Genomic DNA, 26,588 nt, shown 5'->3' on the forward strand with positions numbered 1-26,588 from the left:
CTATGATTTTTTCTGATCCGTCAGGAGGTCCGTATCGGGTGACAGCCGGGCCTCGAAACGGTCGATGAACCGATCGAAAAGCCGGGCGAATGTCTCGACATCCTCCTCCGGCCATCCATCCATCACGTCCTGGATGACGCTCATCTTGGTCCGGCGCATTTCCTGCAGCAGACTGGTGCCAAGTGGTGTGATCTCGACGATGCTGCGGCGGGCATCTTCCTGCGAGACGCCGCGTTTCAACAGGCCGCGCCCGACCATATCCGCCACCACCCGGCTGCCGCGCGAGGGGTCGATGCGCATGCCCTCGGCAATCGCACCAACGGTGACATCGCCGTCCGCGCGGCGCAATATATCGAGAACGTCGATATGGGAGAGTTCCAGACCCGGAGCCACCTTGGCAAGCGCCATGCGCCCGATGATGCGCCGTCCGATCATGATGCGCATACGCGTCATCGTATTGCCGATGCGCTTGATGTCTTCGGGCAGATCCTCGTTCCAGTCTTCCTCAGTCGACACGCTCAGCCGTTCCTTTCAATCCCGATTTGCGATCACATTTAGCGCCAATATCATGGATGTCAAAAACTTGCCATTGACATATATATGCTAATAGCACACAAATTGTCGCAGCAAAATTGCCGAAACTCAACGAGATTTTTCATGGATATGTCCGTTGCCCCCGTGGCGCCGCTTGTGTCGGATCACCGGCGTAGGCTCATCGTTTTCCTGTTTCTGATGCTGGCCATGTTCATGGCTACCCTCGACAACCAGATCGTCTCGACAGCGCTGCCCACCATCGTCGGCGAATTCGGCGCGCTGGAGCGTTTCGGCTGGATCGGCTCGGCCTATCTTCTGGCGACCAGCGCGGTCATGCCTGTTTATGGCAAGCTCGGAGACCTGTTCGGGCGAAAATACGTGATGATCGCGGCGGTTATCATCTTCACGCTCGGCTCGCTCGCCTGCGGGCTGGCCTGGTCGATGGATAGCCTGATCGCGGCCCGCGTGCTTCAGGGCCTTGGCGGCGGCGGCATCATGGTTTCGATCTTCTCCGTCAATGCCGATCTGTTCGAACCGCGTGAAAGAGCCCGTTACCAGAGCTATTCCAGCCTCACCATCATGGCGTCGGGCAGCGTCGGGCCCATTCTCGGCGGCACGATGAGCGATCTGTTCGGCTGGCGGTCGATCTTCCTCATCAACCTGCCACTCGGGCTTATCGTCATCACCGGCCTGATTTTCCTGCTGCCCTACCGCCGTCCCGCGCGTCAGCCGAAGATCGACTATCTCGGCGCCGTCCTGCTGGCAGCGACGATCGCAAGCGTCGTCTTCTGGGCCGACAGCAGCGAATTGTTCGGTTCGCTCATCGCCGGTCCCAGCCTCGGTATTATCGCTTTCGCCGTCATCGCCGCCTTCCTCTGGGTGCAGGTGGAGCGTCGCGCGCCGGAACCCGTGGTGCCGCTCAGGCTCTTCAAGGACAGCACCTTTCCGCTGTTGATGATCGTTTCATTGACCAGCGGCGGCATTGGCATCGGCATGGTCAATTATTACGCGCTGTTCCTGCAGACCACGACCGGGCTTTCCCCATCCCATGCCGGCCTGTTCTTCATCGCCGTCACCGGCGGCATCGTCATGGGTTCCCTGTCGGCCGGGCGGTTGATCTCGATCACCGGCGTCTACAAACCGTTTTCGGTGGCCGGGCTTACTATCAATGTCATCGCCATGCTGCTCTTCACGCAGATGCATGCGGGAACGCCGCTTTGGCTGATTGCGATTCTCATGCTGGCGCAGGGTTTCGCCGTCGGCCTTGGCCAGCAGGCACCCATTATCGGCGTGCAGAATTCCGCGCCGAAGGCCGATATCGGTGCCGCAAGCGGTGCGGTGACGCTCACCCGCATGGGCGGCGCAGCAATCGCCATCTCGGTCTATGGCGCGATCGTCACCTCCAGCCTCAAGGGCGTTGCCGTGACCATTCCGGGTGTCGGACGGATTGAGGAATTGACGCCGAAGATGCTCTCCGAACTGCCCGCGGCATCCCAGGCCGCTGTTGCCTCGCTCTATTCGGATGCCTTCACGCCGCTGTTCTTCGCAGCCGCCGCAACCGCCGCCATCGGCCTTGCCGCAGCACTGATGCTGAAACCGGTCCGGTTGCCAGCCGCAGCACAGGCGGCCAAGCCGGCGGAAAGTGCGGGGGAGTAGGGAAGCGGCTGTCCTTGTAAGGCGCGGTGAACTCGAGCTGTGCCTTCCTCCGGCGACTAGCTCTTCCCTCATCCCTGTGAGAAGCACAAGGATGAGGGATGGTTCCGGGCCTTTCCAATATACCCGCGACCTCTGAGCGCGAAAACAAAACCGCACCCCTGGAAATTTAACGCCCGTTCCGCGTTATGCTCGCAGCACTTTAAATTCGCGCGGGCGGCCCTATCTCAATGAATATGAAGCCGGAACAGCTCCTGAACTCCACGCCCAAGGGTCTTTATTGCCCGCCGGGCGATTTTTATATCGACCCGGTGCGGCCGGTGGCGCGCGCGTTGATAACCCACGGCCATTCCGATCACGCCCGCGCCGGCCACGGGGCGGTGCTGGCCACACGCCAGACGCTCGATATCATGCGCATCCGTTACGGCGAGGACTTCTGCGGCAGCGAGCAGGCGGTCGCATTCGGGGAGACGGTGGAGGTAAACGGCGTGACCGTCGGTTTCCACCCGGCGGGCCATGTGCTGGGTTCGGCGCAGATCTCCGTGGAAATGAACGGCATGCGCATCGTTGCCTCCGGCGATTACAAGCGCGGTATCGATCCCACCTGTACACCCTTCGAAACGGTGCCGTGTGATGTCTTCATCACCGAGGCCACCTTCGGGTTGCCGGTGTTTCACCACCCGCTGCCGCGGGTGGAAATCGGCAAGCTGCTCATCTCCATCAAGCAGTTTTCCGAGCGCACCCATCTGGTCGGCGCTTATTCGCTCGGCAAGGCGCAGCGCGTTATCAGGCTCCTGCGCGACAATGGTTATGCCGATCCCATCTATATCCACGGCGCGCTGGCGCGGCTCTGCGATTATTACGTGTCGCAGGGCATCGATCTAGGTGATCTACGCCCCGCGACGCTTGAAAAAAGCGATCCCGCCATCTTCAAGGGCGCGATCGTCGTCGGCCCGCCCTCTGCATTTCAGGAGCGCTGGGCGCGTCGTTTCAACGAGCCGCTGATCGCATTCGCGTCCGGCTGGATGATGGTCCGACAGCGGGCGAAACAGGGCGGCGTGGAGCTGCCTTTGGTCATCTCCGACCACTGCGACTGGCCGGAACTGCTGGAAACCATCAAGGAAATTGGCCCGCAGGCCGTCTGGGTTACGCATGGTCGCGAGGAGGCGCTGGTGCGCTGGTGCGAATTGCAGGGCATTGCTGCCAAACCGCTGCATCTTGTCGGTTACGAAGACGAGGGGGATTGAGATGAAAGCCTTCGCCACCCTTCTCGACCGACTTGTCCTCACCCCATCGCGCAACGGCAAGCTGAAGCTTTTGACCGATTATTTCCGCGATACGCCTGACCCAGACCGGGGGTATGGGCTAGCGGCGATTGCCGGCACGCTGGACCTCAAAAGCGTCAAGCCCGCAATGCTGCGCGAGCTGGTGCTGGAGCGCATGGACGAGGTGCTGTTCCGCTATTCATACGATTATGTCGGCGACCTGGCCGAGACCATCTCGCTGGTCTGGGGCAATATCGGCGGTCTGGATGATTCCGAGGCGCAGGATCCCCGTCTTGGCGAAGTCGTGACGCTGATGAATTCGCTCGGCCGCACCGAAGTGCGCGGAGCGGTGCGCGATCTGCTCGACCGGCTCGATACCTCCTCGCGTTTCGCCTTCCTGAAACTCGCAACCGGCAGCCTTCGCATCGGCGTTTCGGCGCGGCTGGCGCGGCAGGCACTGGCGGATTTCGCGGATAAGGACATCATCGAAATCGAAACCCTCTGGCACGGTCTGACGCCGCCTTACACGACGCTTTTCGCCTGGCTCGAGGGCAAGTCCGAGCGGCCGGTTCTGGCGACGCCCGCCATCTTTCACTCGGTAATGCTGGCCACCCCGGTTGCAGACGGCGATCTCGATGGTCTGGACCCGGCCGATTATGCGGCCGAGTGGAAATGGGACGGCATCCGTGTGCAGCTTTCCCGCGCAGGCGAGACGCGCAAACTCTACTCCCGCTCCGGCGACGATATTTCTGGCGCATTTCCCGACGTGCTCGATGCCATCGATTTTGAAGGCGTCATGGATGGTGAATTGCTGATTGGCGGCACGGCGCGCTCCAACAATCTCACGCGCACCTTTTCCGACCTTCAACAACGGCTGAACCGCAAGACGGTGACGGCCAAGATGCAGGATGACTATCCGGCCTTCATCCGCGCCTATGACCTGCTGTTCGATGGTGAGAGCGACATTCGCGCGCAGACCTATCTAGAACGCCGTGGCCGCCTGTCGGATATCATCGAACATGCCCCGCATGACCGCTTCGACCTGTCTCCGCTCATCGGTTTTTCAACATGGGACGAGCTGAATACGCTGCGCGCCGCGCCGCCCGATCCGGTGATCGAAGGCGTCATGATCAAGCGCCGCGACAGCGCCTACCAGGCCGGCCGGGCCAAGGGACCGTGGTTCAAGTGGAAACGCGATCCCTACAATATCGATGCTGTCATGATGTATGCGCAGCGCGGCCATGGCAAACGCTCGAGTTATTATTCCGATTTCACCTTCGGCGTATGGGCGGAAGGGGAGGATGGTGAACAGCTGGTGCCGGTTGGCAAGGCCTATTTCGGTTTTACCGATGCGGAGCTTGAAGTGCTGGACAAGTTCGTGCGCGACAATACCGTCGAGCGTTTCGGACCCGTGCGCGCGGTGCGCGCCACGCCGGATTTCGGTTTCGTGCTGGAGGTGGCTTTCGAGGGCATCAACCGTTCCAACCGCCACAAATCCGGCGTTGCCATGCGGTTTCCACGCATTGCGAGGCTTCGCGCCGACAAACTCCCGGCGGAGGCGGATCGCCTGGCGACGCTTGTGGCGATGATCGATGGCGTTGATGGGTAGGGGTCTCCGCTGTCTCCCTCATGCCTGTGCTTGTCACAGGGATCCAGCCAGCCCAAGTCCTTGGGCTGATGGGACTCTTCCCGCCGCGCCGATGCGCGTGGACTGGATTCCTGTAACAAGCCCAGGAGTAAGGGAATGTTTTGTCCAGAAAATGCCATGATGGCTGCGAATACATTGTTGTCATTCGCGAATCCGTGATTGGACAGCCTCTCGCCGCAGTGCTGAACTGCTTCTAATGTTTTGATCACTCAGGTGCGCATATGCCAGATAAACGCTTTCTCTCCTCAGCATTCGGACAGGAAGAAAGCGGCGCGACCTTAAGGAGCCTGACGCGGCGCAATCTGCTTGTGGGTGCCATGGGCCTGTCAGCAGCGGCACTTCTGCCCGCAGGTGGGAAAGCGGGCATTCCCACGCCCGAAGTGCTGCCGCTGGAAAAGCAGGATTACGGCGAGGCGCGTAAACGGTTCCATACCCATTTGCTGCGCAAAATGTCCGCTCCGGAAAAATCATCGCCGCTCGGCACACCGCCGGGCGCGGAACGGGTCACCTATCGTGGCGGGCCGGATGGTTCCATCGAACTTGTGGCCTGGCTTTCCCATTATCAGCCCTCGACGGTACTCAAACCCGCGGTGCTTTTCCTGCACGGCGGCAACGCCACCGGTGACGGCCATTGGGCGATGATGAAGCCCTATTGGGAGGCGGGTTTCGTGGTGCTTTTGCCGTCCTTCCGGGGCGAAAACGGCCAGAACGGCAATTACTCCGGTTTCTACGACGAAACAGCGGATGCGCTGGCGGCGGCGACCTATCTGGAAAGCCTGCCCGGTATCGACAGGAAACGCTTCTTCATTGCCGGGCATTCCAATGGCGGCACGCTGACGCTTTTGGCCGTCATGAGCCGCAAATTCCGTGCCGCCGCGCCGATTTCGGCGGGCGTCAATTCATGGCGTTACTTCAACCGCTACTCGGACGAACTCTGTTTCGACGAAACCGACGAGCGGGAATTCATCATGCGCTCTTCGGTCTGTTTCGGCCCCAGCCTCAAATGCCCGGCGCTGTTGCTGCGCGGCACGGAGGAGCGCCCGTTCGACGCCGATCACCAGCTTTTCGTCGACCGCGCCGTGTATTCGGGATTCAAGGTCGACAAAAAACTGCTGCCCGGCACACACAATGGCGTGGTGCCGGGCGCCGTGACGGAAAGCATCCGCTTTTTCAACGAATTTGCATAAAAAAGGGCCGAAAACCGCTTTGCAGCTTTCGGCCCTCTCGTAAAGTCAGGCGCTCTTCTTGAAGTAGCCGAGCAGCCGCATGGCATTGGCGGTGACGAGAACCGTAGCGCCGGTGTCGGCGAAGACAGCGAGCCACAGGCCGGAGAGGCCGGTAACCGTTGTTACCAGGAATACCGCCTTCAGGCCGAGCGCGATCGTTACGTTCTGGTGGATATTGCGCATGGTGGCGCGCGATAGGCCGATCAGGCGGGCAGCATCGCCGACATTGTTGCGCATCAGCGCTGCATCCGCCGCTTCCATCGCCACATCCGTGCCTGAGCCGATGGCGACACCGACGCTTGCAGCCGCGAGGGCGGGCGCATCGTTGATGCCGTCGCCCACCATCACCACGGTTTTCTTCTGGGCAAGCTTGCGGATTTCCTCGACCTTGTTCTGCGGCAGGAGTTCGCCGCGCGCTTCAAGTCCCAGCTTGTTGCCGATTGCCTTTGCCGTGCGGGCATTGTCGCCAGACAGCATAAGCGAGGAAATACCCATCTCCTTCAGTGCCTTGATGCCTTCTGCCGCATCCTTGCGCGGTTCGTCGCGCATGGCGAAGAGACCGCTTGCCGCTCCCTCGGCCATGACGACGGCCACGGTCTTGCCTTCGCTTTCCAGTGCGGAAATGCGCTCTGCAAGTTCCGTCGATACGGTCCCAACTTCGGTTGCAAAACGCGGCGCGCCGATGAACAGGCGCTTGCCGCCGACGGTGCCCTGCATGCCACGACCGGAAATCGCCTTGATCTCCGAGCCGGGCAGGGGAGTTACGCCTGCCTTGTTGGCATGGTTGACGATGGCTCTGGCAAGCGGATGGCTGGACTCGTTCTCGATGGTCGCGGCCTGCGCGATCAGCCCGGCCTCGTTGCCGTCAAGAGCCACGACATCCGTCACGACAGGTTCGCCGAGCGTCAGCGTGCCGGTCTTGTCGAAGGCCACGGTTTCGGTGCGTGCCAGCATCTCGATAACCGCACCGCCCTTCACCAGCATACCGTGCCGCGCCGCAGCCGAAAGGCTGGAGGCGATGGCAGCGGGAACGGAAATGACGAGTGCGCAGGGGCAACCGATCAGCAGCAGGGCGAGACCGCGATAAATCCAGGTGTCCCAATCGCCAAGGCCCACAAGCGGCGGCACGACGATGGTAAGTGCGGAAATCGCGACGATCAGCGGCATGTAATAACGCGAGAAGTTCTGGATAAAGCGCTCGGTCGGGGCGCGGGCGTCCTGTGCTTCTTCAACGAGCGTGATGATGCGGGCAATGGTGTTGTCTTCCGGCGCGCGGTCGACCCGAATGCGCAGCGAACCGTCATGGTTGATCGAACCCGCAAAGACGCGTGCGCCTTTTTCCTTGGCGACCGGAATGCTCTCGCCGGTCATCGGCGATTCATCGACGCTGGATTCGCCTTCCATCACCACGCCATCGGCGGCAATGCGGTCGCCCGGACGCGCCACGACCACCTGTCCGATGCGAACCTTATCGGCGGCCACCTGCCGAAGCGTACCGTTTTCTTCCACCAGTGCCGTTTTTGGCAGCAGGGAACCGAGAGCCTTGATGCCCGAGCGGGCACGTGCGGCGGCAAAGCCTTCCAGCAACTCGCCAACGGAGAACAGCAGCACGACGATCGCCGCTTCTTCCGCCTCGCCAATGATGATGGCGCCGATGGCGGCAATCGTCATCAGCATCTCGATGGTGAAGATCGCGCCAAAACGCGCGGCGTTGAAGGCGTTGCGCGCAATGGGAAACAGCGTGACCAGCGTTGCGACGATGAAGGCGTAACTGCCCCATGCCGGGAAGCCAAGCTCCGCCGCATAGGCAACGGCCACGAGAATGGTGCCGGTGAAGGTGTTGCGCGCCTTGGCGGTGCGCCACCACACGCCTTTTTCATCCGCGCCATGGGCGTGGCCTATGTCGGCGCTCTGCGCGACGGTTTCAACGCTCCCGTGGCTATGCGCGTGCTTCGCATCGTCATGATGGTGGCCGCCGCAGCTTGAGTGGTCGTGGTCGGCGTGGTCATGGCCCGAATGGTCGTGGCCTGAATGATCATGTTTGTGATCGTGATCATGGCCGTGATGACCGCCGCATGATCCATGGTCATGGTCGTCCGCATGATCATGATTATGTTCTTCGACCTTGCCGAGTGCGGTTTTTTCCTGCGGCAGCAAGGCAGGCTTGAAGCCGAGCTTGCGCAGCGTGTCCTCGATCTTGTCGACCGGGGTTTTGTTGTCTGCCAGAGAAAGGTTCAGCCTTTCGCGCGCAACGGATACCTTGACGTCGGCAACACCGGGCAGACGCGAGAGCGCGGTTTCGATCTTGGCCGCGCAGCTGCCGCAATCCATGCCGCCGACAGAGAAGGTCAGGGCATTGTTCTGCTCGATGCTCGGTGCTGCTTCCGCATGGTGGTGACCACCGCACGATGAATGGTCATGATCATGCCCATGATCGTGATGTTCCGCCGCAATCTTTTCGCCCGGAGCCTTATCCTGCGGCAGCAAAGCGGGCTTGAAGCCAAGTTTGCGCAGCGTATCCTCGATTTTTGCGACCGACGTTTTGTCTTCCGCCAGCGAAAGGTTCAGCCTTTCGCGCGCAACGGAGACCTTGACGTCGGCAACGCCGGGGAGGCGGGAGAGCGCCGTTTCGATCTTCGCCGCACAGCTGCCGCAATCCATGCCGCCGACCGTGAAGGTCAGGTCTCCTGATTCCCCGTTCAAACTGCCGCGTGTCGAAATATTCATGGTTCTAGCTCCTGAATTCCACTCGACAGCCAATCTGGCACCTCTAGCAACTAGAGGTTCAAGGGCAAAAATGCGCTTTTCCGATTTTTTTTGAAAGGCACACACCAGCCTCGCGCCAGCCGCGCAATGCATCATGCCTTCAAACTTGGTTTCATGAAGCGGTTCAGATGACAGCACTCCTATTGAAAAACTGCCGCCGGGCGGCCTCGCTGGCGGTTATTGCGCTGCTGCCTTTCCTGAGCGGCTGCCTTTTCGTGACGGATACGAGCCGGATGAACCCGGACGTCTTCGTTCAGGAAACGGCGCCGGTGTTCAATTTCAATTCCGTAAGCTCCAATCGCCAGCCGGAACTGCCACCACAGCCGGGTCAGCTTTCCACGCGCCCGCCGGATCTGTTCAGAACCCGCTTCCATCAGGAATACGGCCCGCCGGTGCGCGGGCAGGGCCTGAGCGCGCCGCAGGTGCAGGGATTGAATGTGCCGCAGGCGCAAGGTCAGGCGATGGCCTATGGCCTTCCGGTCGCCAATCCGCTGCACCGGGTAATGTATGGCCCGATCCGCGATGACGACCGGTCCCTGCCGGCCATTCCCTATGGTCGCATCGATCCGCGTTATCTCCGCCAGGAGGTGAGCTACCAGACGGCGGAAGCGCCGGGTACAATCGTCGTGGATACGAAGCAGCATTTTCTCTATCTGGTGCAGCCGGGCGGCAAGGCTATCCGGTATGGAGTTGGCCTCGGGCGCGACGGTTACGCCTGGTCGGGTCGCGGCAAGATCCAGTGGAAGGCGAAATGGCCGCGCTGGACGCCGCCCGACGAAATGGTCAGGCGCCAGCCGGAACTCACCTCCATTTCCGCCGCCAATGGCGGCATGACGCCGGGTCTCAACAACCCGCTCGGCGCGCGTGCCCTTTATATTTTCAAGGACGGCAAGGACACGCTTTACCGCGTGCACGGAACGCCCGACTGGCAGTCCGTCGGCAAGGCAACTTCGTCCGGCTGCGTGCGCATGCTCAATCAGGATGTGATCGACCTCTACGAGCGCGTACCGAAGGGCGCACAGATTGTGGTTATCTGACCACTTTCTAAAAGAAAGCGCTGTATCGTGGGGTTCCCCCAGCGCCTTCTGACTGGCTTTTAGCGGTCGGTTAACTATTTTCGCAATACGCCTGTGTACGTGGAACAAACGATGTACAACGGCGATATAGCCGTTCGAAATGTGGGACAATCCGGCCTTATGACAAGCACCGACACAGATCTTTCCAGACGCACTTTCCTTTCCCTTCTGGGTATTTCCTCCGCTTCGTTGCTGGCGGGCTGCGCTTCTTCCGGCACGGGTGAAGCCATTCGCCAGCAGGCGAGCAGCATCGGCAGCGATTTCCGCCAGATGTTCTCGTCGGGCGTTAGCGATGCGGAACTGGCCGTCATGTACGGTTCGGTCGAGGATGGCGGTTACGTCATTCCCGCGGTTCCCTATCAGAAGATCGACCGGCGTTATTATCGTCAGCGCGTAGTCGATCCGACCGGCGAACGCCCCGGCACCGTTGTCGTGGATACGCGCTCGCGTTTCCTCTATGTCGTGGAGCAGGGCGGCAGCGCCATGCGTTACGGCGTCGGCATCGGCCGCGATGGTTTCGCCTGGTCCGGCGAAGGCGTCATCCAGTGGCGCCAGAAATGGCCGAAATGGACCCCGCCGGACGAAATGGTCGCCCGCCAGCCGGAACTGGTCAAATATTCTTCCAAGAACGGCGGCATGCCACCGGGCCTGAAAAACCCGCTCGGTGCCCGCGCGCTCTATATCTTCCAGAACGGCAAGGACACGCTTTACCGCCTGCATGGATCGCCGGAATGGAACTCCATCGGCAAGGCCGTCTCTTCCGGCTGCGTACGCCTGATGAACCAGGACGTCATCGACCTCTACGACCGCGTGCCGCAGAAGGCGCGTGTGGTTGTTTGGCAGTAGGTCTGACTGGAAGCTCTGATAGGCATCCGCTAAATGAACTGGCGAATAATGGCTGCAACATGAAGCATGTTGTGGCCATTATTTATTTCTAATATATCGATATTGTTTTTAATGTTAATAATCAATTCTGTAGTATATTTAGAAATTCCGTGACTTTTTTTGATTTTATACTATAATGTGTTTCGGTATTCATAAGTATTTTCGAAATGAATTTCCTGCATTGCAATCATTCTAATATCGCTGTCGTTCATCGAGGAGTGAATGGCATGACTCTTTATCTCTCAAATAGTTGGCAGGTCGGTACTAGCCCCTACGAAATCTTTTACGGTGATCGCTATGGTGTGGCGAGAAACGACGTATTTCAGCTGGGCGGCAGCGAGACCGGCACTCTGGGTGGTGTTCGAAACGGATGGGAAAAATTTTATGGCGGCGCGGGTGTAGACACGATTTACGTCGCTCCCAAGTATTATTACTCCTGGACTGCCGTGATGATCGACCACAATGGCTTGGACAGCGTGGAACGTATCGAGTTTAACAGCGCCACCTCCTGGCCGGTAAAACCAGTCTATTTCGCTGGAATGGCAGATTTTTCGAGCGTCACATACATGTCGCCCGGCGTGACGATCTATGGCCGCGAGAACAGCAATATATTCGTCGGTAGTCAGCTTGGGGAAAGGGTCGAAGGCGACGGCGGTGACGATCTGCTCTTTGGCAACGCCGGAGACGACACGTTGTACGGTGATACGACCGCGGTAAATCCCTGGCCGGCGCAATTGAATGCCGCTGGCAATGACTGGTTGTTCGGTGGCGCCGGAAATGACTATCTTGATGGTCAGGGTGGTAACGACAATCTGTCCGGCGATGCTGGCGATGACACTCTTTACGGCGGACCCGGAAGCGACCAGCTTAGCGGTGGAGACGGCGCCGATAAGCTTTTTGGCGGAACCGGAAATGACCAGTTGCGCGGCGGTGCGGGAAATGATGAGCTACATGGTGGAGATAACGATGATCTGCTTGATGGCGGTTCCGGTAGGGACATTCTCTGGGGTGACGCGGGTGCGGATACTTTCCAGTTCGTAACAATTGGCGCTTCGAGTTTGGTTGAAGACTTTCAAATCGGCGTTGATAAGCTACGTTTTCATAACGCCATTGCCGATGAATTCAGCGATTTAACGATCATCGATAATTCAACCGGGTACGCAAGTATAACTGTGGGCGATGTTGAAGTTATTTTGAACGGGGTGTCATCAGCCTCTTTAAATAGTTCTATGTTTGAGTTTGGCGTGTATGCATGATGCGAACGGCTCCGCCGGGACAAGCGGCGGAGCCTTATTAAATTTATTAGGATTGAAGCTCTGACTTTTTATATTTCTTTGTGACATTTCCATTTGAATCAAATATTTCCAACTCACCGTTTTCTTTGTATTCAATCAGTTTCCGTCCATTATCATAGTATATAACGCCTGGTGTCACGGATACTTGGCCGTTTTCTCCAAGTTTAAGAGCCATAGCGGAACCGAAAAATTCCTTCAAAGCTCTTTCGCTATAATACATATCTTGGCGTGATACTGCGCAGTAATAGCCATTGTTTGCTTTTCTGAGTGCTGCCAATTCGACGCGAGCCTCATAGGCGCGATCACTGGTGAAATGCTCGACCTGCTTTTTAACAACAGTTTCATCTTCGCCATTCGCGATGCGTTTTGCACCCCATTCAGCATACTGAGCATTATATTCTTCACGCGGCGGTACTATGATTTCGGGATCATAGCGTGGACTGGCTCTTGATGCTTGGATGATCAGGTTCGTTACGATGAACTCCGCATTTTCCGCCGTGCGCTCAATCGGATTGACGTAATAGGACGACATCATATTCGTGGCGGCGGCGTTCATGGCGCTCATCGTCGCCTGCGGAATGGCGGCGGAGACGGTTTCTTTTTTTGCGACGGTTTCCAGCTTTGCTTTGGTAGCCTGCGAAGCGAGCGTCGAAATCGTCTCAATGGCCTGTGCAGTTCTTTGCTGGCCTCCGGATACCATCGCGAGTATCGAGCTTGCGGCATCTTTGCTCGATATTTTTGTCACTGAAAAAGTTTGATTGAGAATGGTCAGCGCCATTGAATTTGCAGAGATAAAAGCCATCGCCATGCCTTTTGAAATCTGCCGCAAAATGCCTTCATCGGCTTCTGGGGCTGGAACGCAGCCATAAGTCATTTTAGCTGCATAAAATATAAATGCAACTTTATCGGGAAGTGGTTAACAGATGCGTTATGACCCCTGGTTTTTCAGGGGTTAGCTCCTCGCAAGCCCATCTTTAAGCGCATTCACCTGGTCGCGCAGCTGCACCAGTTCCTCCAGCCCGCAGCCCGTGGCGTCGCCGATTGCCGCCATGATCTTCACGCCCTCCTTTTTGAGATCGGCGCCCTTGGGCGTTACGGCCACCAGCACCTGCCGCTCGTCAACAGTTCCGCGTTTGCGGGTGATCAGCCCGGCATGTTCCAGCCTTTTCAGCAACGGCGAAAGCGTGCCCGAATCGAGGCCCAGCATTTCACCGAGCGCCTTGACGGTGGAGGTTTCCTTTTCCCACAGGGCCATCATGACCAGATATTGCGGATAGGTCAGGCCGATCGGGTCCAGCAGCGGCTTATAGGCGCGGGTGAAAGCGTGCGCCGCGCCGTAAAGGGCAAAGCATATCTGCTGGTCCAGCCTCAGCAGGCTTTCCAAATTGGTGTCGTCGCTCTCTGCGCCCATTGTTCTGCTCCAAAAATCAACCGGGAAGGGAACAATCAGCCCTGCCTTTCGGTTCCTGCCACATGGATGCGCGGCGAAATTTCGTGAAATTATCGCAAAAAACAATTTTTTATTCAATGTGCAAAATTATATTGCGCACAATTGAGTTGCGCATTATAAGAAACCCAACACCAACCCAACGGGAGTAAATGCCATGCCTATTCTCTACACGACCAAAGCATCCGCCACCGGTGGCCGCGCCGGCAACGCCAAGTCTGAAGACGGCGTGCTCGACGTAACGCTGACCGTTCCGAAGGAACTCGGCGGCGATGGCGCCCGCGGCACCAATCCGGAGCAGCTTTTCGCAGCCGGTTATTCCGCCTGCTTCCTCGGCGCCTTGAAGGCTGTCGCCGGCAAGCAGAAGGTAAAGATTCCTGAAGACACGACTGTGACGGCAACCGTTGGCATCGGTCCGCGTGAAGACGGCACCGGCTTCGGCATCGAAGTGTCGCTGAAGGTCAACATTCCCGGTCTTGAGCGCGAAAAGGCAGAAGAACTGGTAGCCGCCGCCCACATCGTGTGCCCTTACAGCCACGCCATGCGCACCTCTACGGAAGTGCCGGTCTCTGTGGCCTGATCCAGCAAGTTCTAGCAGCAAGGCCGGGTTAATCCCCGGCCTTCTTGTTTATGGAAAGAAAAGTGCTATATTCTTTCTAGGGAAAGGATATATGCCATGAATATTCACGCCAAGACCGCCATGGATCCTGCTTCGCAGGGCAGGGTCGTCACCAAGGCCGTTGTGACCGCTGCCGAGCGGCTGGGCCTTAACGCGGCCCGCACCGCGGATATTCTCGGTGTTTCCGCCCCTACGGTGTCGCGCATGAAGCGGCTCGATTTCCTGCTGGAGCCGGGCGCCAAGTCTTTCGAGCTTGCGGTGCTGCTGATCCGGGTTTTCCGTTCGTTGGATGCAATCGCCGGCGGCGATGAGGCGGTAGCCAAAAACTGGCTGCGCAATCACAATACGGCGCTCAACGCCGTGCCTGCCGAGAGGCTCACCACCATTACCGGATTGATCGATGTCCTCTCCTATCTGGACGCCCGACGCGCTCCTGTCTGAAAAGCGCGCCGCATCGGGAAAATACTGGCGACTGGTGGAAGCACAGCATCAGGTTTCCACCATGAAGCTGGTGGATACGGTGGAGGAGCAATCGCTGCTGGAAGATATTCTGGAGGCGAGCAAGCGGCCCTTTCCGCCGGAATGCGCCGGGCTCGATTATCTTCTTGCCACGCCCTTCCGGTATGGTGCGGCCTATCCACATGGCTCGCGTTTCCGCCGGGCTGGCTTTACCGAAGGCGTTTATTACGCCGCAGCCAAGGTGGAAACCGCGCTTGCCGAAATGGCCTTCTACCGGCTGCTGTTTTATGCGGAATCTCCCGGCACACCGCTGCCTGCCAATCCCGCCGACTATTCCGCCTTTGCCGCCCGTATCGCCACCAGCGCGGCGCTGGACCTGACGCAACCGGAATTGAACCGGGACGAGGCGCTGTGGACCGACCTGCAGAATTACGAGCCATGCCAGGCGCTGGCCGAGCAGGCGCGTCTGGCGAAGATCGAGGCGATCCTCTACCGCTCGGTGCGCGATCCCGCAGGTGGCCTCAATATCGCGGTCCTGTCGCCGACAGCCTTTGCCGAAAAAATGCCGGTGGAACGGATGAGCTGGCGCATCCGCCTGTCGAAGACCGGGGTGCAGGCACTGTGCGAATTTCCGATGCGCAGAACAGGGTTTGCGGTCGCGGATTTTTCCGGTGATCCACGCCTCGCCAGCCTGTTGGGCTGACGGGCGTTTCGCTTGTTTTTACTCTCAGCCCGTTTGACGGGCCTCATGCCGACGCGAAAAACGCTTCGGGATCGTCGACTTCCACCAGCCTGCGCTTGTCGATCAGCCAGAAACGTGTTCCGACCGCCCGCACGAAACTCCTGTCATGCGAGACGAAGACGCAACTGGCCGAACGGTTGATGATTTCCGCCTCAAGCGCTTCCTGCCCGTCTATATCAAGATGGTTGGTGGGCTCGTCCAGCAGGTAGAAATTCGGTTCCGCCAACCGCAGCGCCAGCATGGCGAGCCGCGCCTTTTGGCCGCCGGAAAGCGTTGCGATCCGACGTTTCTGCATTTCCATGTCGATACCGGCACGCGCAAGCAGGCCGTGTATGCGCTGGTCGCCAATGTCGAATCGGCGGGTCATGAGCGCAAATGGCGTGCTGTCGTCGTCGATTTCGGCAAGCGACTGATCGACATATCCGGCCACCAGCGAAGGCGTAGTCTTTATGCCGTCCTGTATTTGGCCTTCATCCATCACCGCCGCTTTCAGAAGCGAGATCAGCCGCGTCTTGCCGACGCCGTTGCGGCCGAGAATGACGATGCGGTCGCCCTGGTGGACAAACTGCCGGCCGGTGCGAAACAGCAATGTCCCGTCCGGCGTCGAGACTGTCACATCCTCCAGAGTGACCAGAACCTTGGCATGGGTGCCGCGATTGGCGAGCTGGATCTTGCCGGCGGAGCGCTCGCTATGTGCTGGGCGCGCATTCTCCTCCAGTTTCTCGGCACGCTGGCGCAATTGCTTGGTCTTGACGGTCAGAAGATCGCTGCCCGAATTGATGCCGATATTGTTGAGCTTGGCGGCCTGCCGGCGCAATTGCTGCGCTTTTTTCATGTCGCGCTGGAAACGCCGCTCATCGGCGGCATCCTCCTCTTCGAGTGCCGTGCGCGCATGGCCGTAAGGCAGCCGGAACAGTGCCGAATTTTCCGGCCGCAGGAACAGCGTGGTCTTCGTGACATTGTCGAGAAAGGCGCGGTCATGGCTGACGATGACGACCGCCGTGTCGCGCGGCAATTGACCGAGCCAGCTTTCCAGCACGTTGATTTTTTCGAGGTCGAGATGGTTGGTCGGCTCATCGAGCAGGAGAACGTCAGGCTCGGTGATCCACGCCCGCGCCAGCATGGCAAGTCGCTGCCAGCCACCGCTCAGTTCTTTCAAATGGCGATGACGATAGGGTTCCGGCACCAGCATGGCATCAAGAATAATGTCGGCGCGCCAGCTCTCATTGTCGATCTCATCCGCCGGCAGGGCGGAAAGCACGGCGTCCCGCATCGTCTTTTCCAAAAGCGGGGAGGGCAGGTGCTGGTGGACGATGGACTGCGTCAGCCCGCGCAGCCGGGTGATATCACCGCTGGTAGCGTCCAGTTCACCGGCAAGGCAATTCAGCAGGGTGGATTTGCCGTGGCCATTCGCAGCGACGATGCCGATGCGGTCTCCGGCATTCACGGTGAGGCCAAGATTGGAAAAAAGCGGCTTTCCCAGAATGATTCCGAGGTTTCGAAGCGTGATAAGGGTCATGAAATTGTCTCTGGCAAAACGGATCTGTGACGAACCGTGGTCTGCGACAATGCAGTACGGGATATCGGTTCGAGGTGATCCGTCGTGAAAACATGCGCAACGGCAGACAAGCTGCATTCTGCGCGGCCTTTCGGGCAAACCAGAGTTTTGGTGTTCCGGTCAGCCCTGCAAACGCGTCTGCAGGGCAAAAAGGTGGCAGATCTGGCGGTTGCGCCAGAAGCAGGAAATATCCATGCGAAGCCTCCTTTCTTGATACGTGTTCAACCATCCAACAATTAACAGCGGCAGGGGTTCGAGGCAATGGCTTTTGAAGAGGAGGGTGGTGCCGGAGAATATGGCGACCCGCATTCTCCAGCCCTCAAGCGCGGCGCCCTTACTGTTTTGCCACGCGCTCGCGCAGTTTTTCCACATGTTCGGCGATTTCAGGTGTCACCGCGTCGCCGAAATCCTCCATTTCGAACATCGGGCGGATTTCGATTTCGCTGCGCTCCAGCATCGGGTTGGGGCAACGCTTCACCCACTCCACGGCCTCATCCATGTCCTTCACCTTCCAGAGCCAGAAGCCGGCAACCAGCTCGTTGGTGTGCGGGAAGGGGCCGTCGATCACGCTGCGGCTGTCACCATCGAAAACAACTCTCTTGCCTTTGGAGGAGGGGTGGAGGCCATCACCGGAAAGCATGATGCCGGCATTGACCAGTTCCTCGTTGAACTTGCCCATGGCTTCCATCAGTTCGGTGGTCGGCATTATGCCATCCTCGCTGCTGCGGGTGGCCTTTACGAAAACGATAACACGCATGGTTTCCTCCCTTGTTGCGTCTTCCTCGTTAGTTTCACCGTCCGGCACGACGGGTAGATGACATTTTCACGGGTAAAAGTGGCAATATGCCGCTTTTCCCGTCAGCCGAGATCAATGAGGTCGCGGCGCAGCCGGTCGGGGTCGCCGCTGCCGATGCGGGCCTCGATTTCGGCGTGGGTCTGTTGCCAGATGGGGAAGGCGGCGGTGAGTACGGCCATGCCTTCCACCGTCAGCCGCAGCCGCTTGCCGCGCTTGTCCTTCGGGTCTTGCTCGATACTGACCAGCCCACGCCGCTCCAGTGGCTTCAGCGCTGCCGTCAGCGTCGTGCGGTCCATCGCCAGAAGATTGGCGACCGGCCCCATCGGCGGCGGCTCCGGCCGGTTGAGCGACATCAGCAGGGAAAATTGGCCGTTGTTGATGCCCACGGGCTTCAATGCGTTATCGAACAGCCGCGCCAGCGCCCGCGCCGCACGTTGCGCATGCAGGCAAAGACAGGAGTCCCGCACTAAAAGAGTTGCCGAAAAAGGAATCACGCTGGCGTTTGACATGGACTATATACATTGATATCAACGTAATTAGTCAAGCGGAACCTGTCGCCTTGCTGACGGTTTTCCTGGCTTTCAATGCAGACACAGGCGGCGCCCACCATGGAAGCGGAGCGGTGCCGTGGTGAAAGACGGATCCAAGGAGGAAAGATCATGTCTCATCCCGTCGTTTCGAATGAGGAGTGGCTTGCGGCCCGCCGCGATCTGCTGGTGAAGGAAAAGGAATTGACCCGCGCGCGCGACAGGCTGAACGAGGCGCGCCGCGCATTGCCCTGGGAAGAGGTGACGAAAGATTATATTTTCGACGCGCCGTCCGGCCCGAAATCGCTGAAGGAACTCTTCGGCAATTGCAGCCAGCTCATCGTATACCACTTCATGCTGGCACCCGACTGGGAGGAGGGCTGCACCGGCTGTTCCTTTTTCGCCGACCATGTCGATGGTGCGATGGTTCACCTGAAGCACGGCGATGCGGGTTTCGTTGCGGTCTCGCGCGCACCGCTCGAAAAGATCGAGGCCTATAAAAAACGCATGGGCTGGAAATTCCCTTGGGTCTCGGCCAACGGCAGCGACTTCAACTATGATTATCAGGCCTCCTTCCGTGATGAGGATATCGAGAGCGGGGCGATCACCTACAATTACCGTGAGATCGAGCCGATGGGCGACCTGAAGGACCTGCACGGCGTCAGCATTTTCGCCAAGGGCGAGGACGGCAGGATTTACCATAGCTATTCCGCCTATGCCCGCGGCATGGAAGAGACGCTCGGTACATTGATGCTGCTCGATCTGGTGCCAAAAGGCCGTAATGAAGAGGGTGTAATGGATTGGGTGCGCCGGCACGACCAGTACGAGGACGAGCCCAAGGCTGCGTCTTGCTGCCACTGAAATAGGACGAGGAGGAGGAGACGACAATGGAAAATGCCAAGCCGCAGAAGGAACACGCGTTCCTGGGCAGGATCGTCGGCGACTGGGTCATGACCGCCAGTTCCGGCCATGAGGGATACGATCCCGATGATCCCGCCCAGCGGTTCACCGAAACCGTCAGCTCCATCGGCGGGCTGTGGATCATCGGGCACGGCACCGGCAAGATGCCTGACGGGACGGAGATGACGGCTGTCATCACCGTGGGTTTCGACCCTGCCAAGGGCCATTTCGTCGGCACCTGGGTGGGGTCGATGATGACCAATCTCTGGGTCTACAAAGGCTGGCTGGAAGACGACGGCAAGACCCTGACACTCGAAGCGGAAGGACCGGCCTTTGACGGTTCCGGCCGCATCGATACCTATCGAGACGTGCTGGTGCTGCACGACGACAATAACCGCAGCTTTTCCGGCAGCGTCCGGCAGCCGGATGGCAGTTTCAAGACCTTCATGACATCGGAGTTCCAGCGCAAGGCATGACGCCCCGCCGGAATTTGCCCGATCACGCCGAATAATGTGCTGCCGCGTCCTGCGGCGGCTGATCGCCAGAAAAATGACGCCATAACCCCGGAGAGATTCGATGTCCGATACACACGGAAAATTCATATGGGTTGAACTGATGACGCCTGACATGGAGCAGGGTGCCCGCTTCTATGGTCATGTCGCCGGCTGGCAGACCAAGGATTTCGGTTCGCCGGAAATGCCCTATCTGGTGCTGGAAGCCGATGGCAAAGGCATGGGCGGCATCATGGAACTGACCGAAGAACACAAGGGCCAGGGTATTCCGCCCAACTGGACCGGTTATGTCGGCGTTGACGATGTGGACGCCACGGCAAAACTTTTCGCGGAAAAGGGCGGTTCGGTCAGGCGTCCGCCGCAGGATATCCCGGAGATCGGCCGTTTCGCCGTGGTGGCTGATCCTTCCGGTGCGGTTCTGTGCATCATGACGCCGCTGCCGATGGAAACCGGCGAATTTCCGCAGGAGACGCAGAACCTGCCGGGTCACGTCGGCTGGTACGAACTTGCCACCAACAATGTCGACGACGCCATAGCCTTTTACGGTGAGGTCTTTGGCTGGACCAAGGACCATGATTTTGACATGGGCGCAGAAATGGGCCCGTATCGCATCTTCGCCCATAACGGCAAGGTCGTCGGCGGCATGATGAAATGCATGGCGGGTGCGCCCACCTGTTATTGGGGTTATTATTTCAACGTCGACGGCATCGATGACGCCATCACCCGGGTGAGCACCGGTGGCGGCAAGGTCGTCAACGGCCCGATGGAGGTTCCCGGCGAGAGCTGGATCGTCAATTGCCAGGACCCGCAGGGCGCTTTCTTCTCGCTGCTGTCGCAGAAGAAGTAACCCTTCTGGGCTGATATACCGATCTGCCGGAGGCTACTCCGGCAGATTACCGGTTTCTCGGTAGCCGAACGTGATCGATAAAGGCGCGGAGCTTCGGCGCAAGATGACGTCGATTGGGATAATAGAGATAAAAACCCGCAAAAGTCGGAGAATGGTCCTCCAGCATGGAAACAAGCTGGCCGCTCTCCAGGTAGGGACGGAAGGTCTCTTCCATGCCGAATGTGATGCCGGCGCCGGCACAGGCCAGCTTTATCATCAACTGCATGTCGTTGGTGGTGAAGTCCGGCTGGACAGCGACCGCGAATTCCCGGCCGTTTTCGGCAAATTCCCACCGATATGGCGCAACGTCCGGACGAGGCCGCCAGCCGATACATCTGTGATGGATCAGTTCGCGCGGCTGCGTCGGTAAGGTGACGCGATCTCGATATTGCGGGGAACAGACGGCGAGCTGCCGCTGCGGCCCGGAAACCGGAACGGCAATCATATCCTGCGCGATCAGCTCCCCCAGACGCACGCCGGCATCGTAATGTTCGGCGACGATATCGAATTCCTCATCCGTCACGACAATATCGAGTTGCACTTCCGGATGGATTTCAGCAAAGCGCGCCAGCAATGGCCCGGACAAGAAGCGCTCCGCTATCGAGGAAACGGCAAGCCGCAATTGCCCCCGAGGCATTCCACTCAGGGAAGAGGCGGCCTGTGTCGCTTGCATGAGGTTGCCGATGGATGGCGAAACATCGGCGTAAAGCTGTTGCCCCGCTTCCGTCAGGCTAACGCTGCGCGTTGTGCGCTGAACGAGCGCTATCCCCATCGTTTCTTCAAGCCTGCGGATGGTCTGGCTGACGGCTGACCGTGTTACGCCGAGCCTGTCCGCCGTAGCCCGAAAATTGCGTTCCTCGGCAACCATGCAGAAGGTGGAAAGCGCGTTGAGATCAACATTCATTGGTTAGTAAATCTATCCATGGAGGTTATAATTAAGGTAATTATCACGACAATGGCAAAGCTTTATCTTTCCTGCAACGGCCTCCTCTCGAAAAAGCGGGCCGTAAAGCCAAGGAGAAAGCCATGACATTGAACAAAGTTATTCTCATAACAGGTGCGTCGAGCGGGATAGGTGAGGGTATCGCCAGAGAACTTGCCGCTGCAGGCGCGAAACTGGTTCTGGGTGCGCGCCGCATGGACCGTTTGCAGGCTTTGGCCGACGAACTGCGCCAAACGGGCGCTGAGGTTGTCGTCCATCCCCTTAATGTCACGGAAAGGCAGAGTGTCGAGGATTTTGCCGAGGCGGGACGCAAGGCGTTCGGACGGATCGACGTCATCGTCAACAATGCCGGCATCATGCCACTATCGTTGATGTCGTCCCTCAAGGTCGATGAATGGGACCGCATGATCGACGTCAACATCAAGGGCGTGCTTTATGGCGTCGCCGCCGTTCTGCCTGAGATGACCGCGCGTGCTTCCGGCCACATCGTCAACATCGCTTCCATCGGCGCACTGGCCGTTTCGCCCACGGCTGCCGTTTATTGCGCGACGAAATTTGCGGTGCGGGCGATTTCGGACGGGCTGCGACAGGAAAACCGCGACCTGCGGGTCACCTGCGTTCATCCCGGCGTGGTGGAAAGCGAACTTGCCGACACCATCACCGATCCGGCCGCTGCGGAGCTGATGCAAAGCTACCGAGCCATAGCATTGAAGCCGGACGCCATTGGCCGCGCAGTCCGCTATGCCATCGAACAACCCGACGACGTGGACGTCAATGAAATCGTCGTCCGCCCGACCGCCGCATAGGGAGGATCGGGCCAATGAAGATTGTTTCGACATCGCTTGCCCTTGTACTCGCAACGGCCGCCGCCGATACCGGCCACCATCAGGAGGATCGTGCCGTGAAAGGGAATATGGACAAGATGGCCCAGACCGAAAGCCACCCCTATATCGGCATGTGGGTCACCGGCGACGGCCATATCCGTCAGGAGCTTTTGCCTGATGGCCGCTACGACGAGGCGCGCGGCCAACGCAAAAGCGCCTATCAGGGGCGTTACGAGGTGAGGGGCAACCATATCGACTATTGGGATGATACTGGCTTTACCGCCGATGGCGAGTTCATCGACGATGTGCTTTACCACGGCGGCATGATTTTCTATCGCGAGCCTTGAACCGTCACGCTAACAGGAAAAAATCCGTCCGGCTGATCGAGGCCGGGCGGATTATCTGTTTTAACGCTTCAGGCTTCCCAGTATGCCGCGCACGATGGCGCGGCCCACGGATGTGGCAACCGAGCGGGCGGCACTTTTCATTGCCGCCTCGATCACGGTTTCGCGCTGATAACCGCTCGTCTTGCGGGCGCCGGTGGTGGAGGCCTTTGTGGGTTCCTCGTCGCCGAAACCGGGCAGGCGCCAGCGTCCCGAGGCACTGTCGGACTGGCTGGAGGCATTTTCCTCTTCCGCGCGCTTGGCGGCTTCGGCTTCCGCAGCCTTCTGGGCGCGTGCGTTGAGGATTTCAAAGGCCGATTCCCGGTCCACATCCCTGTCGTATTGACCGGCAAGCGGGCCGGTATCCATCAGCAATTTGCGCTCGGCATCGGTGAGCGGCCCGACGCGGCCCGAGGGCGGCCGCACAAGGGTGCGCTCGACGATGGAGGGCGCGCCCTTGTCATGCAGGGTCGAAATCAGAGCCTCGCCCGTACCGAGCGTGGTGATGATGTCGGCTGTGTTGAAGGCGGGGTTCTGGCGGAACGTATCGGCTGCGGTGCGCACAGCCTTCTGCTCGCGCGGCGTATAGGCGCGAAGCGCATGCTGCACGCGGTTGCCCAGCTGGGCAAGAACGGTTTCCGGCACGTCCAGCGGGTTCTGCGTCACGAAGTAGACGCCCACACCCTTGGAGCGGATAAGCCGCACCACCTGCTCTACGCGCTCGACGAGCACCCTTGGCGCGTCGTTAAACAGCAGATGCGCCTCATCGAAAAAGAACACCAGACGCGGCTTTTCCGGGTCGCCCACTTCCGGCAGTTCCTCGAAGAGCTCCGAGAGCATCCACAACAGGAAGGTGGCGTAAAGGCGCGGGTTCATCATCAGCTTGTCGGCGGCGAGAACTGAAACCGTGCCACGCCCGTCCGTGCCGACGCGCATGATGTCGGCAATATTCAGCGCCGGCTCGCCGAAGAAGTTTGCGGCACCCTGCTGTTCGAGAACCAGCAGCCCGCGTTGCAGTGAACCGACAGAGGTCTTGGAAATCAGGCCGAACTGGCTGGACAGCGCACTAGCATTCTCGCCCATGTAGTTGAGCAGCGATTGCAGGTCTTTGAGATCGAGCAGCGGCAACCCGCCCTGATCGGCGATCTTGAAGGCGATGTTGAGCACGCCTTCCTGGGCTTCCGAAGCATCCATCAGTCGCGCCAGCAGCAGCGGGCCCATTTCGGCAATGGTGGCGCGCACGCGATGGCCTTTTTCACCGTAGAGATCCCAGAAGATCACCGGCGATTTGCCATAGGAAAAATCCGTGAAACCGATCTGTTCGGCACGTTTCTGCACCCAGTCCTTGGTTTCGCCCTGGGCGGCGATGCCGGAAAGGTCGCCCTTGATATCGGCGCAGAAAACGGGAACGCCGGCTTGCGAGAAACCTTCGGCAAGAACCTGCAGGGTCACGGTCTTGCCCGTGCCCGTTGCGCCGGTGATCAGGCCGTGGCGGTTGCCGAATTTCAGCTCCAGATATTCACCCTTGTTCAGGCTGTCGTCCGGATTGCGGCTGGTCCCGATATAGATCTGTCCGTCCTGCAACATCGACCATTTTCTCCTGCGACTGATGCATGCCCCTTAAATCGCGATCGATTTGAAGATGGTCATGTCCGAATTGAACTTTTACGGCACCCTCTGGCCGCTACTGCCAAAGCGGCCTTTTCATAGTATGGTTGTGATGATCTTATAAGGACAGTTTCAAGGCGCAACAACTGCTTGATGGCGATGAAGAAAAACCGCTTCATGAAAGTTGCCGCACCCGCCTGCCGCCCGCTTGAATGCGGCATGAGATTGTTTTACGTTGACGTTAACGTCAGTTATTCGGTGTTGGCGTCGTTTTTCAACAGGAGGCAAGAATGAACGAAGTCGTTGACCAGATCGCCGCAAAGGCGGGCATAGACCCTGCGCTGGCCGAAAAGGCTGTTGGCATGATTCTGGGTTTTCTCCAGCGCGAGGCGGCAGATGGTCCGATCGCCCGCATGATCGAAGCCATTCCGGGTGCCAGCGATCTCGTGGCACAGTATAATGGCGAGGGCGCTGGTGGCGGCGGTCTGCTGGGCGGATTGATGAGCGCGATCGGCGGCGGCGGCATCATGGGTCTCGGCCAGCAGCTGATGAGCCAGGGCATCGGCATGAGCGAAATCACCACGCTCGCCAAGGAAACCATCGCCGTTGCTCGCCAGCACGCGGGCGATGAGACTGTCGATCAGGTGATCGCTTCGGTTCCGGGCCTCAGCCAGTTCGCGTAAGGTGACATTTTATTCGATAGCGGGGCGCGGCGGCTGTTCATTGAACCGGCGCCGCGCCTCTTCTATTTCCGCATGGTGGGTTTCCGCCCATATCCACACGCCGCAAAAGGCGCTGCCAAGGGTCTCTCCGAGAGACGTGAGGCCATAATCCACATGCGGTGGAATGACGGGGTGCACGGTGCGGCGCACCAGTCCGTCGCTTTCCATCTGCCTCAGCGTTTTCGTCAGCATCTTCTGGCTGATGGTGCCGACCAGCCTGCCGATCTGCGTAAAGCGAAGCGTGCCATGCTCTTCCAGCACCTCAAGGATCAGCATCGTCCATTTGTCCGCCACTTTCGCGATGATATCCTCAACCAGCGCCTCGATGACCGGATCGGTTTCCGTGGGCGGCGGAGACTTGCGCCTGTTCTCGATCATGGGATCGGCGGCATACCGTTTCATCTTACACTCTCCTTTGGGTAAGTATAATTCTTTTGGGTGCCTACTTACGAATGGAGAGTATAGCCGCTAATTTCCCGTCATCCAACAGGCAGAGGATTTTTCGATGAAAACGACAGGCAACACCATTCTCATCACCGGTGGCGGCTCCGGCATCGGCCGGGCGCTGGCGGAAGCGTTTCACCGGCTGGGCAACAAGGTCGTCATTTCCGGCCGCCGCCAGAATGTGCTGGATGAGGTAACGGCCGCCAATCCCGGCATGGCCGCGATGGTCATGGACGCGACCGACGCCGAAGGCATCCGCTCTTTCGCCGACAATCTCATCAAGACACATCCGACGCTCAACGCCGTCATCAACAATGCCGGCATCATGCGGCCGGAGGACATCGCCTCGGCCCCGGACTATCTGGACACGGCGGAGGAAACTATCGCCACCAACCTTCTGGCGCCCATTCGCCTGACGGCGGCGCTGCTGCCGCATTTCCTCAAGCAGCCTGAAGCGACAGTGCTGACCGTATCCTCCGGCTTGGCCTTCGTGCCCATGGTGGTCACCCCAACCTACAGCGCCACCAAATCGGCCATCCATGCCTACTCGGTCGCACTTCGCGAACAGCTGAAAGAAACCTCGGTTGAGGTCATCGAAATCGTGCCGCCCTATGTGCAGACGACGCTGATGGGGGAAGGCCAGGCAAGCGACGAAAGAGCCATGCCGCTCGAGGCCTTCATTTCGGAAGTGATGGACATTCTCGGCGGTCGCCCGGATGAGAAAGAAGTGGTTGTGGAACGCTGCAAGCCGCTGCGTTTCGCCGCGCAGAACGGCAATTTTGATCAGGTGTTTTCGATGGTCAACGGCATGCATCCGTAAAGGCCCGGCCCTGTATCGGAGGCATCGCCTGTGATAGCGTGGCGCTCTTT

General features: G+C 59.0%; 28 protein-coding genes. 17 read left to right on the forward strand and 11 right to left on the reverse strand.

Going from position 1 to position 26,588, the window contains the following annotated elements:
- Positions 1-516 carry a MarR family winged helix-turn-helix transcriptional regulator gene (locus AB4Z23_RS03635; RefSeq protein ID WP_003511890.1) on the reverse strand — a complete coding sequence of 172 codons (516 nt, stop codon included), beginning with the start codon at positions 514-516 and terminating at the stop codon, positions 1-3.
- A 141-nt stretch (positions 517-657) separates the two neighbouring features.
- Here AB4Z23_RS03635 and AB4Z23_RS03640 point away from each other — a divergent pair, with 141 nt between their 5' ends.
- From AB4Z23_RS03640 to AB4Z23_RS03655, 4 genes are all read left to right on the forward strand, one after another.
- Complete coding sequence (locus tag AB4Z23_RS03640) at positions 658-2,190, forward strand: MDR family MFS transporter (protein WP_019564151.1); 1,533 nt, start codon at positions 658-660, stop codon at positions 2,188-2,190.
- 227 nt (positions 2,191-2,417) lie between these two features.
- Positions 2,418-3,434: a ligase-associated DNA damage response exonuclease gene (locus tag AB4Z23_RS03645; RefSeq protein ID WP_421477919.1), complete on the forward strand. Its 1,017-nt coding sequence runs from the start codon at positions 2,418-2,420 to the stop codon at positions 3,432-3,434.
- A 1-nt stretch (position 3,435) separates the two neighbouring features.
- Positions 3,436-5,061: a cisplatin damage response ATP-dependent DNA ligase gene (locus AB4Z23_RS03650; protein ID WP_003511896.1), complete on the forward strand. Its 1,626-nt coding sequence runs from the start codon at positions 3,436-3,438 to the stop codon at positions 5,059-5,061.
- Positions 5,062-5,321: 260 nt separating this feature from the next.
- The gene (locus tag AB4Z23_RS03655) at positions 5,322-6,287 is read left to right on the forward strand and encodes an alpha/beta hydrolase family protein (RefSeq protein WP_441359994.1); all 966 of its coding nucleotides are present in this window, start codon (positions 5,322-5,324) and stop codon (positions 6,285-6,287) included.
- 45 nt (positions 6,288-6,332) lie between these two features.
- Here AB4Z23_RS03655 and AB4Z23_RS03660 read toward each other — a convergent pair whose 3' ends face one another.
- Positions 6,333-9,053: a heavy metal translocating P-type ATPase gene (locus AB4Z23_RS03660; protein ID WP_421477921.1), complete on the reverse strand. Its 2,721-nt coding sequence runs from the start codon at positions 9,051-9,053 to the stop codon at positions 6,333-6,335.
- A 167-nt stretch (positions 9,054-9,220) separates the two neighbouring features.
- Between AB4Z23_RS03660 and AB4Z23_RS03665 the strand changes: the two genes are divergently transcribed.
- The 3 genes from AB4Z23_RS03665 (at position 9,221) to AB4Z23_RS03675 (ending at position 12,309) form a co-directional block, all read left to right on the forward strand.
- Positions 9,221-10,129: a L,D-transpeptidase gene (locus tag AB4Z23_RS03665; RefSeq protein WP_441359995.1), complete on the forward strand. Its 909-nt coding sequence runs from the start codon at positions 9,221-9,223 to the stop codon at positions 10,127-10,129.
- Positions 10,130-10,288: 159 nt separating this feature from the next.
- The gene (locus AB4Z23_RS03670) at positions 10,289-11,014 is read left to right on the forward strand and encodes a L,D-transpeptidase (protein ID WP_013635657.1); all 726 of its coding nucleotides are present in this window, start codon (positions 10,289-10,291) and stop codon (positions 11,012-11,014) included.
- A gap of 266 nt (positions 11,015-11,280) precedes the next feature.
- On the forward strand, positions 11,281-12,309 hold the full coding sequence (locus AB4Z23_RS03675) for a calcium-binding protein (protein ID WP_198927933.1): 1,029 nt from the start codon (positions 11,281-11,283) through the stop codon (positions 12,307-12,309).
- Between the two features lie 46 nt (positions 12,310-12,355).
- Here the strand turns inward: AB4Z23_RS03675 and AB4Z23_RS03680 are convergent, their stop codons facing one another.
- Together AB4Z23_RS03680 and AB4Z23_RS03685 are read right to left on the reverse strand one after the other, a co-directional pair.
- On the reverse strand, positions 12,356-13,222 hold the full coding sequence (locus tag AB4Z23_RS03680) for a hypothetical protein (RefSeq protein WP_441359996.1): 867 nt from the start codon (positions 13,220-13,222) through the stop codon (positions 12,356-12,358).
- Positions 13,223-13,300: 78 nt separating this feature from the next.
- Positions 13,301-13,759, reverse strand: a complete 459-nt coding sequence (locus tag AB4Z23_RS03685) for a MarR family winged helix-turn-helix transcriptional regulator (RefSeq protein WP_038490190.1) — start codon at positions 13,757-13,759, stop codon at positions 13,301-13,303.
- A gap of 193 nt (positions 13,760-13,952) precedes the next feature.
- Here AB4Z23_RS03685 and AB4Z23_RS03690 point away from each other — a divergent pair, with 193 nt between their 5' ends.
- The 3 genes from AB4Z23_RS03690 to AB4Z23_RS03700 all read left to right on the forward strand — a co-directional run bounded on the left by AB4Z23_RS03690 (position 13,953) and on the right by AB4Z23_RS03700 (position 15,576).
- Positions 13,953-14,375 (forward strand): organic hydroperoxide resistance protein, encoded by a 423-nt coding sequence (locus tag AB4Z23_RS03690; RefSeq protein ID WP_003511906.1) that lies wholly within the window; start codon positions 13,953-13,955, stop codon positions 14,373-14,375.
- Positions 14,376-14,471: 96 nt separating this feature from the next.
- Positions 14,472-14,855, forward strand: a complete 384-nt coding sequence (locus tag AB4Z23_RS03695; RefSeq protein WP_038490193.1) for an MbcA/ParS/Xre antitoxin family protein — start codon at positions 14,472-14,474, stop codon at positions 14,853-14,855.
- Positions 14,815-15,576 carry an RES family NAD+ phosphorylase gene (locus AB4Z23_RS03700; protein ID WP_421477924.1) on the forward strand — a complete coding sequence of 254 codons (762 nt, stop codon included), beginning with the start codon at positions 14,815-14,817 and terminating at the stop codon, positions 15,574-15,576. The genes AB4Z23_RS03695 and AB4Z23_RS03700 overlap by 41 nt, the downstream gene beginning before the upstream one ends.
- A gap of 43 nt (positions 15,577-15,619) precedes the next feature.
- Here the strand turns inward: AB4Z23_RS03700 and AB4Z23_RS03705 are convergent, their stop codons facing one another.
- The 4 genes from AB4Z23_RS03705 to AB4Z23_RS03720 all read right to left on the reverse strand — a co-directional run bounded on the left by AB4Z23_RS03705 (position 15,620) and on the right by AB4Z23_RS03720 (position 18,478).
- Positions 15,620-17,134 (reverse strand): ABC-F family ATP-binding cassette domain-containing protein, encoded by a 1,515-nt coding sequence (locus AB4Z23_RS03705; protein ID WP_441359997.1) that lies wholly within the window; start codon positions 17,132-17,134, stop codon positions 15,620-15,622.
- Positions 17,135-17,293: 159 nt separating this feature from the next.
- Entirely contained in the window at positions 17,294-17,482 is a 189-nt protein-coding gene (locus tag AB4Z23_RS03710; RefSeq protein WP_019564143.1) for a hypothetical protein, read from the reverse strand.
- 25 nt (positions 17,483-17,507) lie between these two features.
- Positions 17,508-17,930 carry a YciI family protein gene (locus AB4Z23_RS03715; RefSeq protein ID WP_038490203.1) on the reverse strand — a complete coding sequence of 141 codons (423 nt, stop codon included), beginning with the start codon at positions 17,928-17,930 and terminating at the stop codon, positions 17,508-17,510.
- Positions 17,931-18,031: 101 nt separating this feature from the next.
- Positions 18,032-18,478: a MarR family winged helix-turn-helix transcriptional regulator gene (locus tag AB4Z23_RS03720; RefSeq protein WP_013635660.1), complete on the reverse strand. Its 447-nt coding sequence runs from the start codon at positions 18,476-18,478 to the stop codon at positions 18,032-18,034.
- Positions 18,479-18,628: 150 nt separating this feature from the next.
- Between AB4Z23_RS03720 and AB4Z23_RS03725 the strand changes: the two genes are divergently transcribed.
- The 3 genes from AB4Z23_RS03725 (at position 18,629) to AB4Z23_RS03735 (ending at position 20,755) form a co-directional block, all read left to right on the forward strand.
- Positions 18,629-19,357 carry a DUF899 domain-containing protein gene (locus tag AB4Z23_RS03725; protein WP_003511917.1) on the forward strand — a complete coding sequence of 243 codons (729 nt, stop codon included), beginning with the start codon at positions 18,629-18,631 and terminating at the stop codon, positions 19,355-19,357.
- A gap of 26 nt (positions 19,358-19,383) precedes the next feature.
- Positions 19,384-19,872, forward strand: a complete 489-nt coding sequence (locus AB4Z23_RS03730; protein ID WP_003511919.1) for a DUF1579 domain-containing protein — start codon at positions 19,384-19,386, stop codon at positions 19,870-19,872.
- A 100-nt stretch (positions 19,873-19,972) separates the two neighbouring features.
- Positions 19,973-20,755 carry a VOC family protein gene (locus tag AB4Z23_RS03735; protein WP_421477926.1) on the forward strand — a complete coding sequence of 261 codons (783 nt, stop codon included), beginning with the start codon at positions 19,973-19,975 and terminating at the stop codon, positions 20,753-20,755.
- A 46-nt stretch (positions 20,756-20,801) separates the two neighbouring features.
- Here AB4Z23_RS03735 and AB4Z23_RS03740 read toward each other — a convergent pair whose 3' ends face one another.
- Positions 20,802-21,698: a LysR family transcriptional regulator gene (locus tag AB4Z23_RS03740; protein ID WP_025592731.1), complete on the reverse strand. Its 897-nt coding sequence runs from the start codon at positions 21,696-21,698 to the stop codon at positions 20,802-20,804.
- Positions 21,699-21,820: 122 nt separating this feature from the next.
- On the opposite strand from AB4Z23_RS03740, the gene AB4Z23_RS03745 reads away from it, so the two are divergent.
- Together AB4Z23_RS03745 and AB4Z23_RS03750 are read left to right on the forward strand one after the other, a co-directional pair.
- Complete coding sequence (locus AB4Z23_RS03745) at positions 21,821-22,543, forward strand: SDR family oxidoreductase (RefSeq protein ID WP_038490210.1); 723 nt, start codon at positions 21,821-21,823, stop codon at positions 22,541-22,543.
- Between the two features lie 14 nt (positions 22,544-22,557).
- A complete protein-coding gene (locus tag AB4Z23_RS03750; RefSeq protein WP_013635663.1) occupies positions 22,558-22,908 on the forward strand; it encodes an Atu4866 domain-containing protein in 351 nt (116 codons plus the stop codon).
- Positions 22,909-22,968: 60 nt separating this feature from the next.
- Here the strand turns inward: AB4Z23_RS03750 and AB4Z23_RS03755 are convergent, their stop codons facing one another.
- Entirely contained in the window at positions 22,969-24,531 is a 1,563-nt protein-coding gene (locus AB4Z23_RS03755) for a helicase HerA-like C-terminal domain-containing protein (protein WP_013635664.1), read from the reverse strand.
- Between the two features lie 311 nt (positions 24,532-24,842).
- Here AB4Z23_RS03755 and AB4Z23_RS03760 point away from each other — a divergent pair, with 311 nt between their 5' ends.
- Positions 24,843-25,235, forward strand: a complete 393-nt coding sequence (locus AB4Z23_RS03760; RefSeq protein WP_003511926.1) for a hypothetical protein — start codon at positions 24,843-24,845, stop codon at positions 25,233-25,235.
- 9 nt (positions 25,236-25,244) lie between these two features.
- Here AB4Z23_RS03760 and AB4Z23_RS03765 read toward each other — a convergent pair whose 3' ends face one another.
- Entirely contained in the window at positions 25,245-25,676 is a 432-nt protein-coding gene (locus AB4Z23_RS03765; protein ID WP_013635666.1) for a winged helix-turn-helix transcriptional regulator, read from the reverse strand.
- Positions 25,677-25,779: 103 nt separating this feature from the next.
- On the opposite strand from AB4Z23_RS03765, the gene AB4Z23_RS03770 reads away from it, so the two are divergent.
- Positions 25,780-26,538: an SDR family oxidoreductase gene (locus AB4Z23_RS03770; protein WP_013635667.1), complete on the forward strand. Its 759-nt coding sequence runs from the start codon at positions 25,780-25,782 to the stop codon at positions 26,536-26,538.
- Positions 26,539-26,588 lie beyond the last annotated feature (50 nt).

Origin of the sequence: Agrobacterium sp. MCAB5 (assembly GCF_052114365.1) — a bacterium.
In the GTDB taxonomy this organism is placed as follows: Bacteria; Pseudomonadota; Alphaproteobacteria; order Rhizobiales; family Rhizobiaceae; genus Agrobacterium; species Agrobacterium tumefaciens.

What these genes read in the sequence shown, in the direction of transcription:
- AB4Z23_RS03645 (WP_421477919.1), top strand. Translation starts at nt 2,418, where the DNA reads ATGAATATGAAGCCGGAACAGCTCCTGAACTCCACGCCCAAGGGTCTT.
- AB4Z23_RS03705 (WP_441359997.1), bottom strand. Translation starts at nt 17,134, where the DNA reads ATGACCCTTATCACGCTTCGAAACCTCGGAATCATTCTGGGAAAGCCG.
- AB4Z23_RS03715 (WP_038490203.1), bottom strand. Translation starts at nt 17,930, where the DNA reads ATGCGTGTTATCGTTTTCGTAAAGGCCACCCGCAGCAGCGAGGATGGC.
- AB4Z23_RS03770 (WP_013635667.1), top strand. Translation starts at nt 25,780, where the DNA reads ATGAAAACGACAGGCAACACCATTCTCATCACCGGTGGCGGCTCCGGC.
- AB4Z23_RS03745 (WP_038490210.1), top strand. Translation starts at nt 21,821, where the DNA reads ATGACATTGAACAAAGTTATTCTCATAACAGGTGCGTCGAGCGGGATA.
- AB4Z23_RS03690 (WP_003511906.1), top strand. Translation starts at nt 13,953, where the DNA reads ATGCCTATTCTCTACACGACCAAAGCATCCGCCACCGGTGGCCGCGCC.
- AB4Z23_RS03710 (WP_019564143.1), bottom strand. Translation starts at nt 17,482, where the DNA reads ATGCGGGTCGCCATATTCTCCGGCACCACCCTCCTCTTCAAAAGCCAT.
- AB4Z23_RS03700 (WP_421477924.1), top strand. Translation starts at nt 14,815, where the DNA reads ATGTCCTCTCCTATCTGGACGCCCGACGCGCTCCTGTCTGAAAAGCGC.
- AB4Z23_RS03750 (WP_013635663.1), top strand. Translation starts at nt 22,558, where the DNA reads ATGAAGATTGTTTCGACATCGCTTGCCCTTGTACTCGCAACGGCCGCC.
- AB4Z23_RS03680 (WP_441359996.1), bottom strand. Translation starts at nt 13,222, where the DNA reads ATGACTTATGGCTGCGTTCCAGCCCCAGAAGCCGATGAAGGCATTTTG.
- AB4Z23_RS03755 (WP_013635664.1), bottom strand. Translation starts at nt 24,531, where the DNA reads ATGTTGCAGGACGGACAGATCTATATCGGGACCAGCCGCAATCCGGAC.
- AB4Z23_RS03695 (WP_038490193.1), top strand. Translation starts at nt 14,472, where the DNA reads ATGAATATTCACGCCAAGACCGCCATGGATCCTGCTTCGCAGGGCAGG.
- AB4Z23_RS03655 (WP_441359994.1), top strand. Translation starts at nt 5,322, where the DNA reads ATGCCAGATAAACGCTTTCTCTCCTCAGCATTCGGACAGGAAGAAAGC.
- AB4Z23_RS03685 (WP_038490190.1), bottom strand. Translation starts at nt 13,759, where the DNA reads ATGGGCGCAGAGAGCGACGACACCAATTTGGAAAGCCTGCTGAGGCTG.
- AB4Z23_RS03665 (WP_441359995.1), top strand. Translation starts at nt 9,221, where the DNA reads ATGACAGCACTCCTATTGAAAAACTGCCGCCGGGCGGCCTCGCTGGCG.
- AB4Z23_RS03670 (WP_013635657.1), top strand. Translation starts at nt 10,289, where the DNA reads ATGACAAGCACCGACACAGATCTTTCCAGACGCACTTTCCTTTCCCTT.
- AB4Z23_RS03725 (WP_003511917.1), top strand. Translation starts at nt 18,629, where the DNA reads ATGTCTCATCCCGTCGTTTCGAATGAGGAGTGGCTTGCGGCCCGCCGC.
- AB4Z23_RS03730 (WP_003511919.1), top strand. Translation starts at nt 19,384, where the DNA reads ATGGAAAATGCCAAGCCGCAGAAGGAACACGCGTTCCTGGGCAGGATC.
- AB4Z23_RS03720 (WP_013635660.1), bottom strand. Translation starts at nt 18,478, where the DNA reads ATGTCAAACGCCAGCGTGATTCCTTTTTCGGCAACTCTTTTAGTGCGG.
- AB4Z23_RS03740 (WP_025592731.1), bottom strand. Translation starts at nt 21,698, where the DNA reads ATGAATGTTGATCTCAACGCGCTTTCCACCTTCTGCATGGTTGCCGAG.
- AB4Z23_RS03675 (WP_198927933.1), top strand. Translation starts at nt 11,281, where the DNA reads ATGACTCTTTATCTCTCAAATAGTTGGCAGGTCGGTACTAGCCCCTAC.
- AB4Z23_RS03760 (WP_003511926.1), top strand. Translation starts at nt 24,843, where the DNA reads ATGAACGAAGTCGTTGACCAGATCGCCGCAAAGGCGGGCATAGACCCT.
- AB4Z23_RS03735 (WP_421477926.1), top strand. Translation starts at nt 19,973, where the DNA reads ATGTCCGATACACACGGAAAATTCATATGGGTTGAACTGATGACGCCT.
- AB4Z23_RS03650 (WP_003511896.1), top strand. Translation starts at nt 3,436, where the DNA reads ATGAAAGCCTTCGCCACCCTTCTCGACCGACTTGTCCTCACCCCATCG.
- AB4Z23_RS03660 (WP_421477921.1), bottom strand. Translation starts at nt 9,053, where the DNA reads ATGAATATTTCGACACGCGGCAGTTTGAACGGGGAATCAGGAGACCTG.
- AB4Z23_RS03640 (WP_019564151.1), top strand. Translation starts at nt 658, where the DNA reads ATGGATATGTCCGTTGCCCCCGTGGCGCCGCTTGTGTCGGATCACCGG.
- AB4Z23_RS03765 (WP_013635666.1), bottom strand. Translation starts at nt 25,676, where the DNA reads ATGAAACGGTATGCCGCCGATCCCATGATCGAGAACAGGCGCAAGTCT.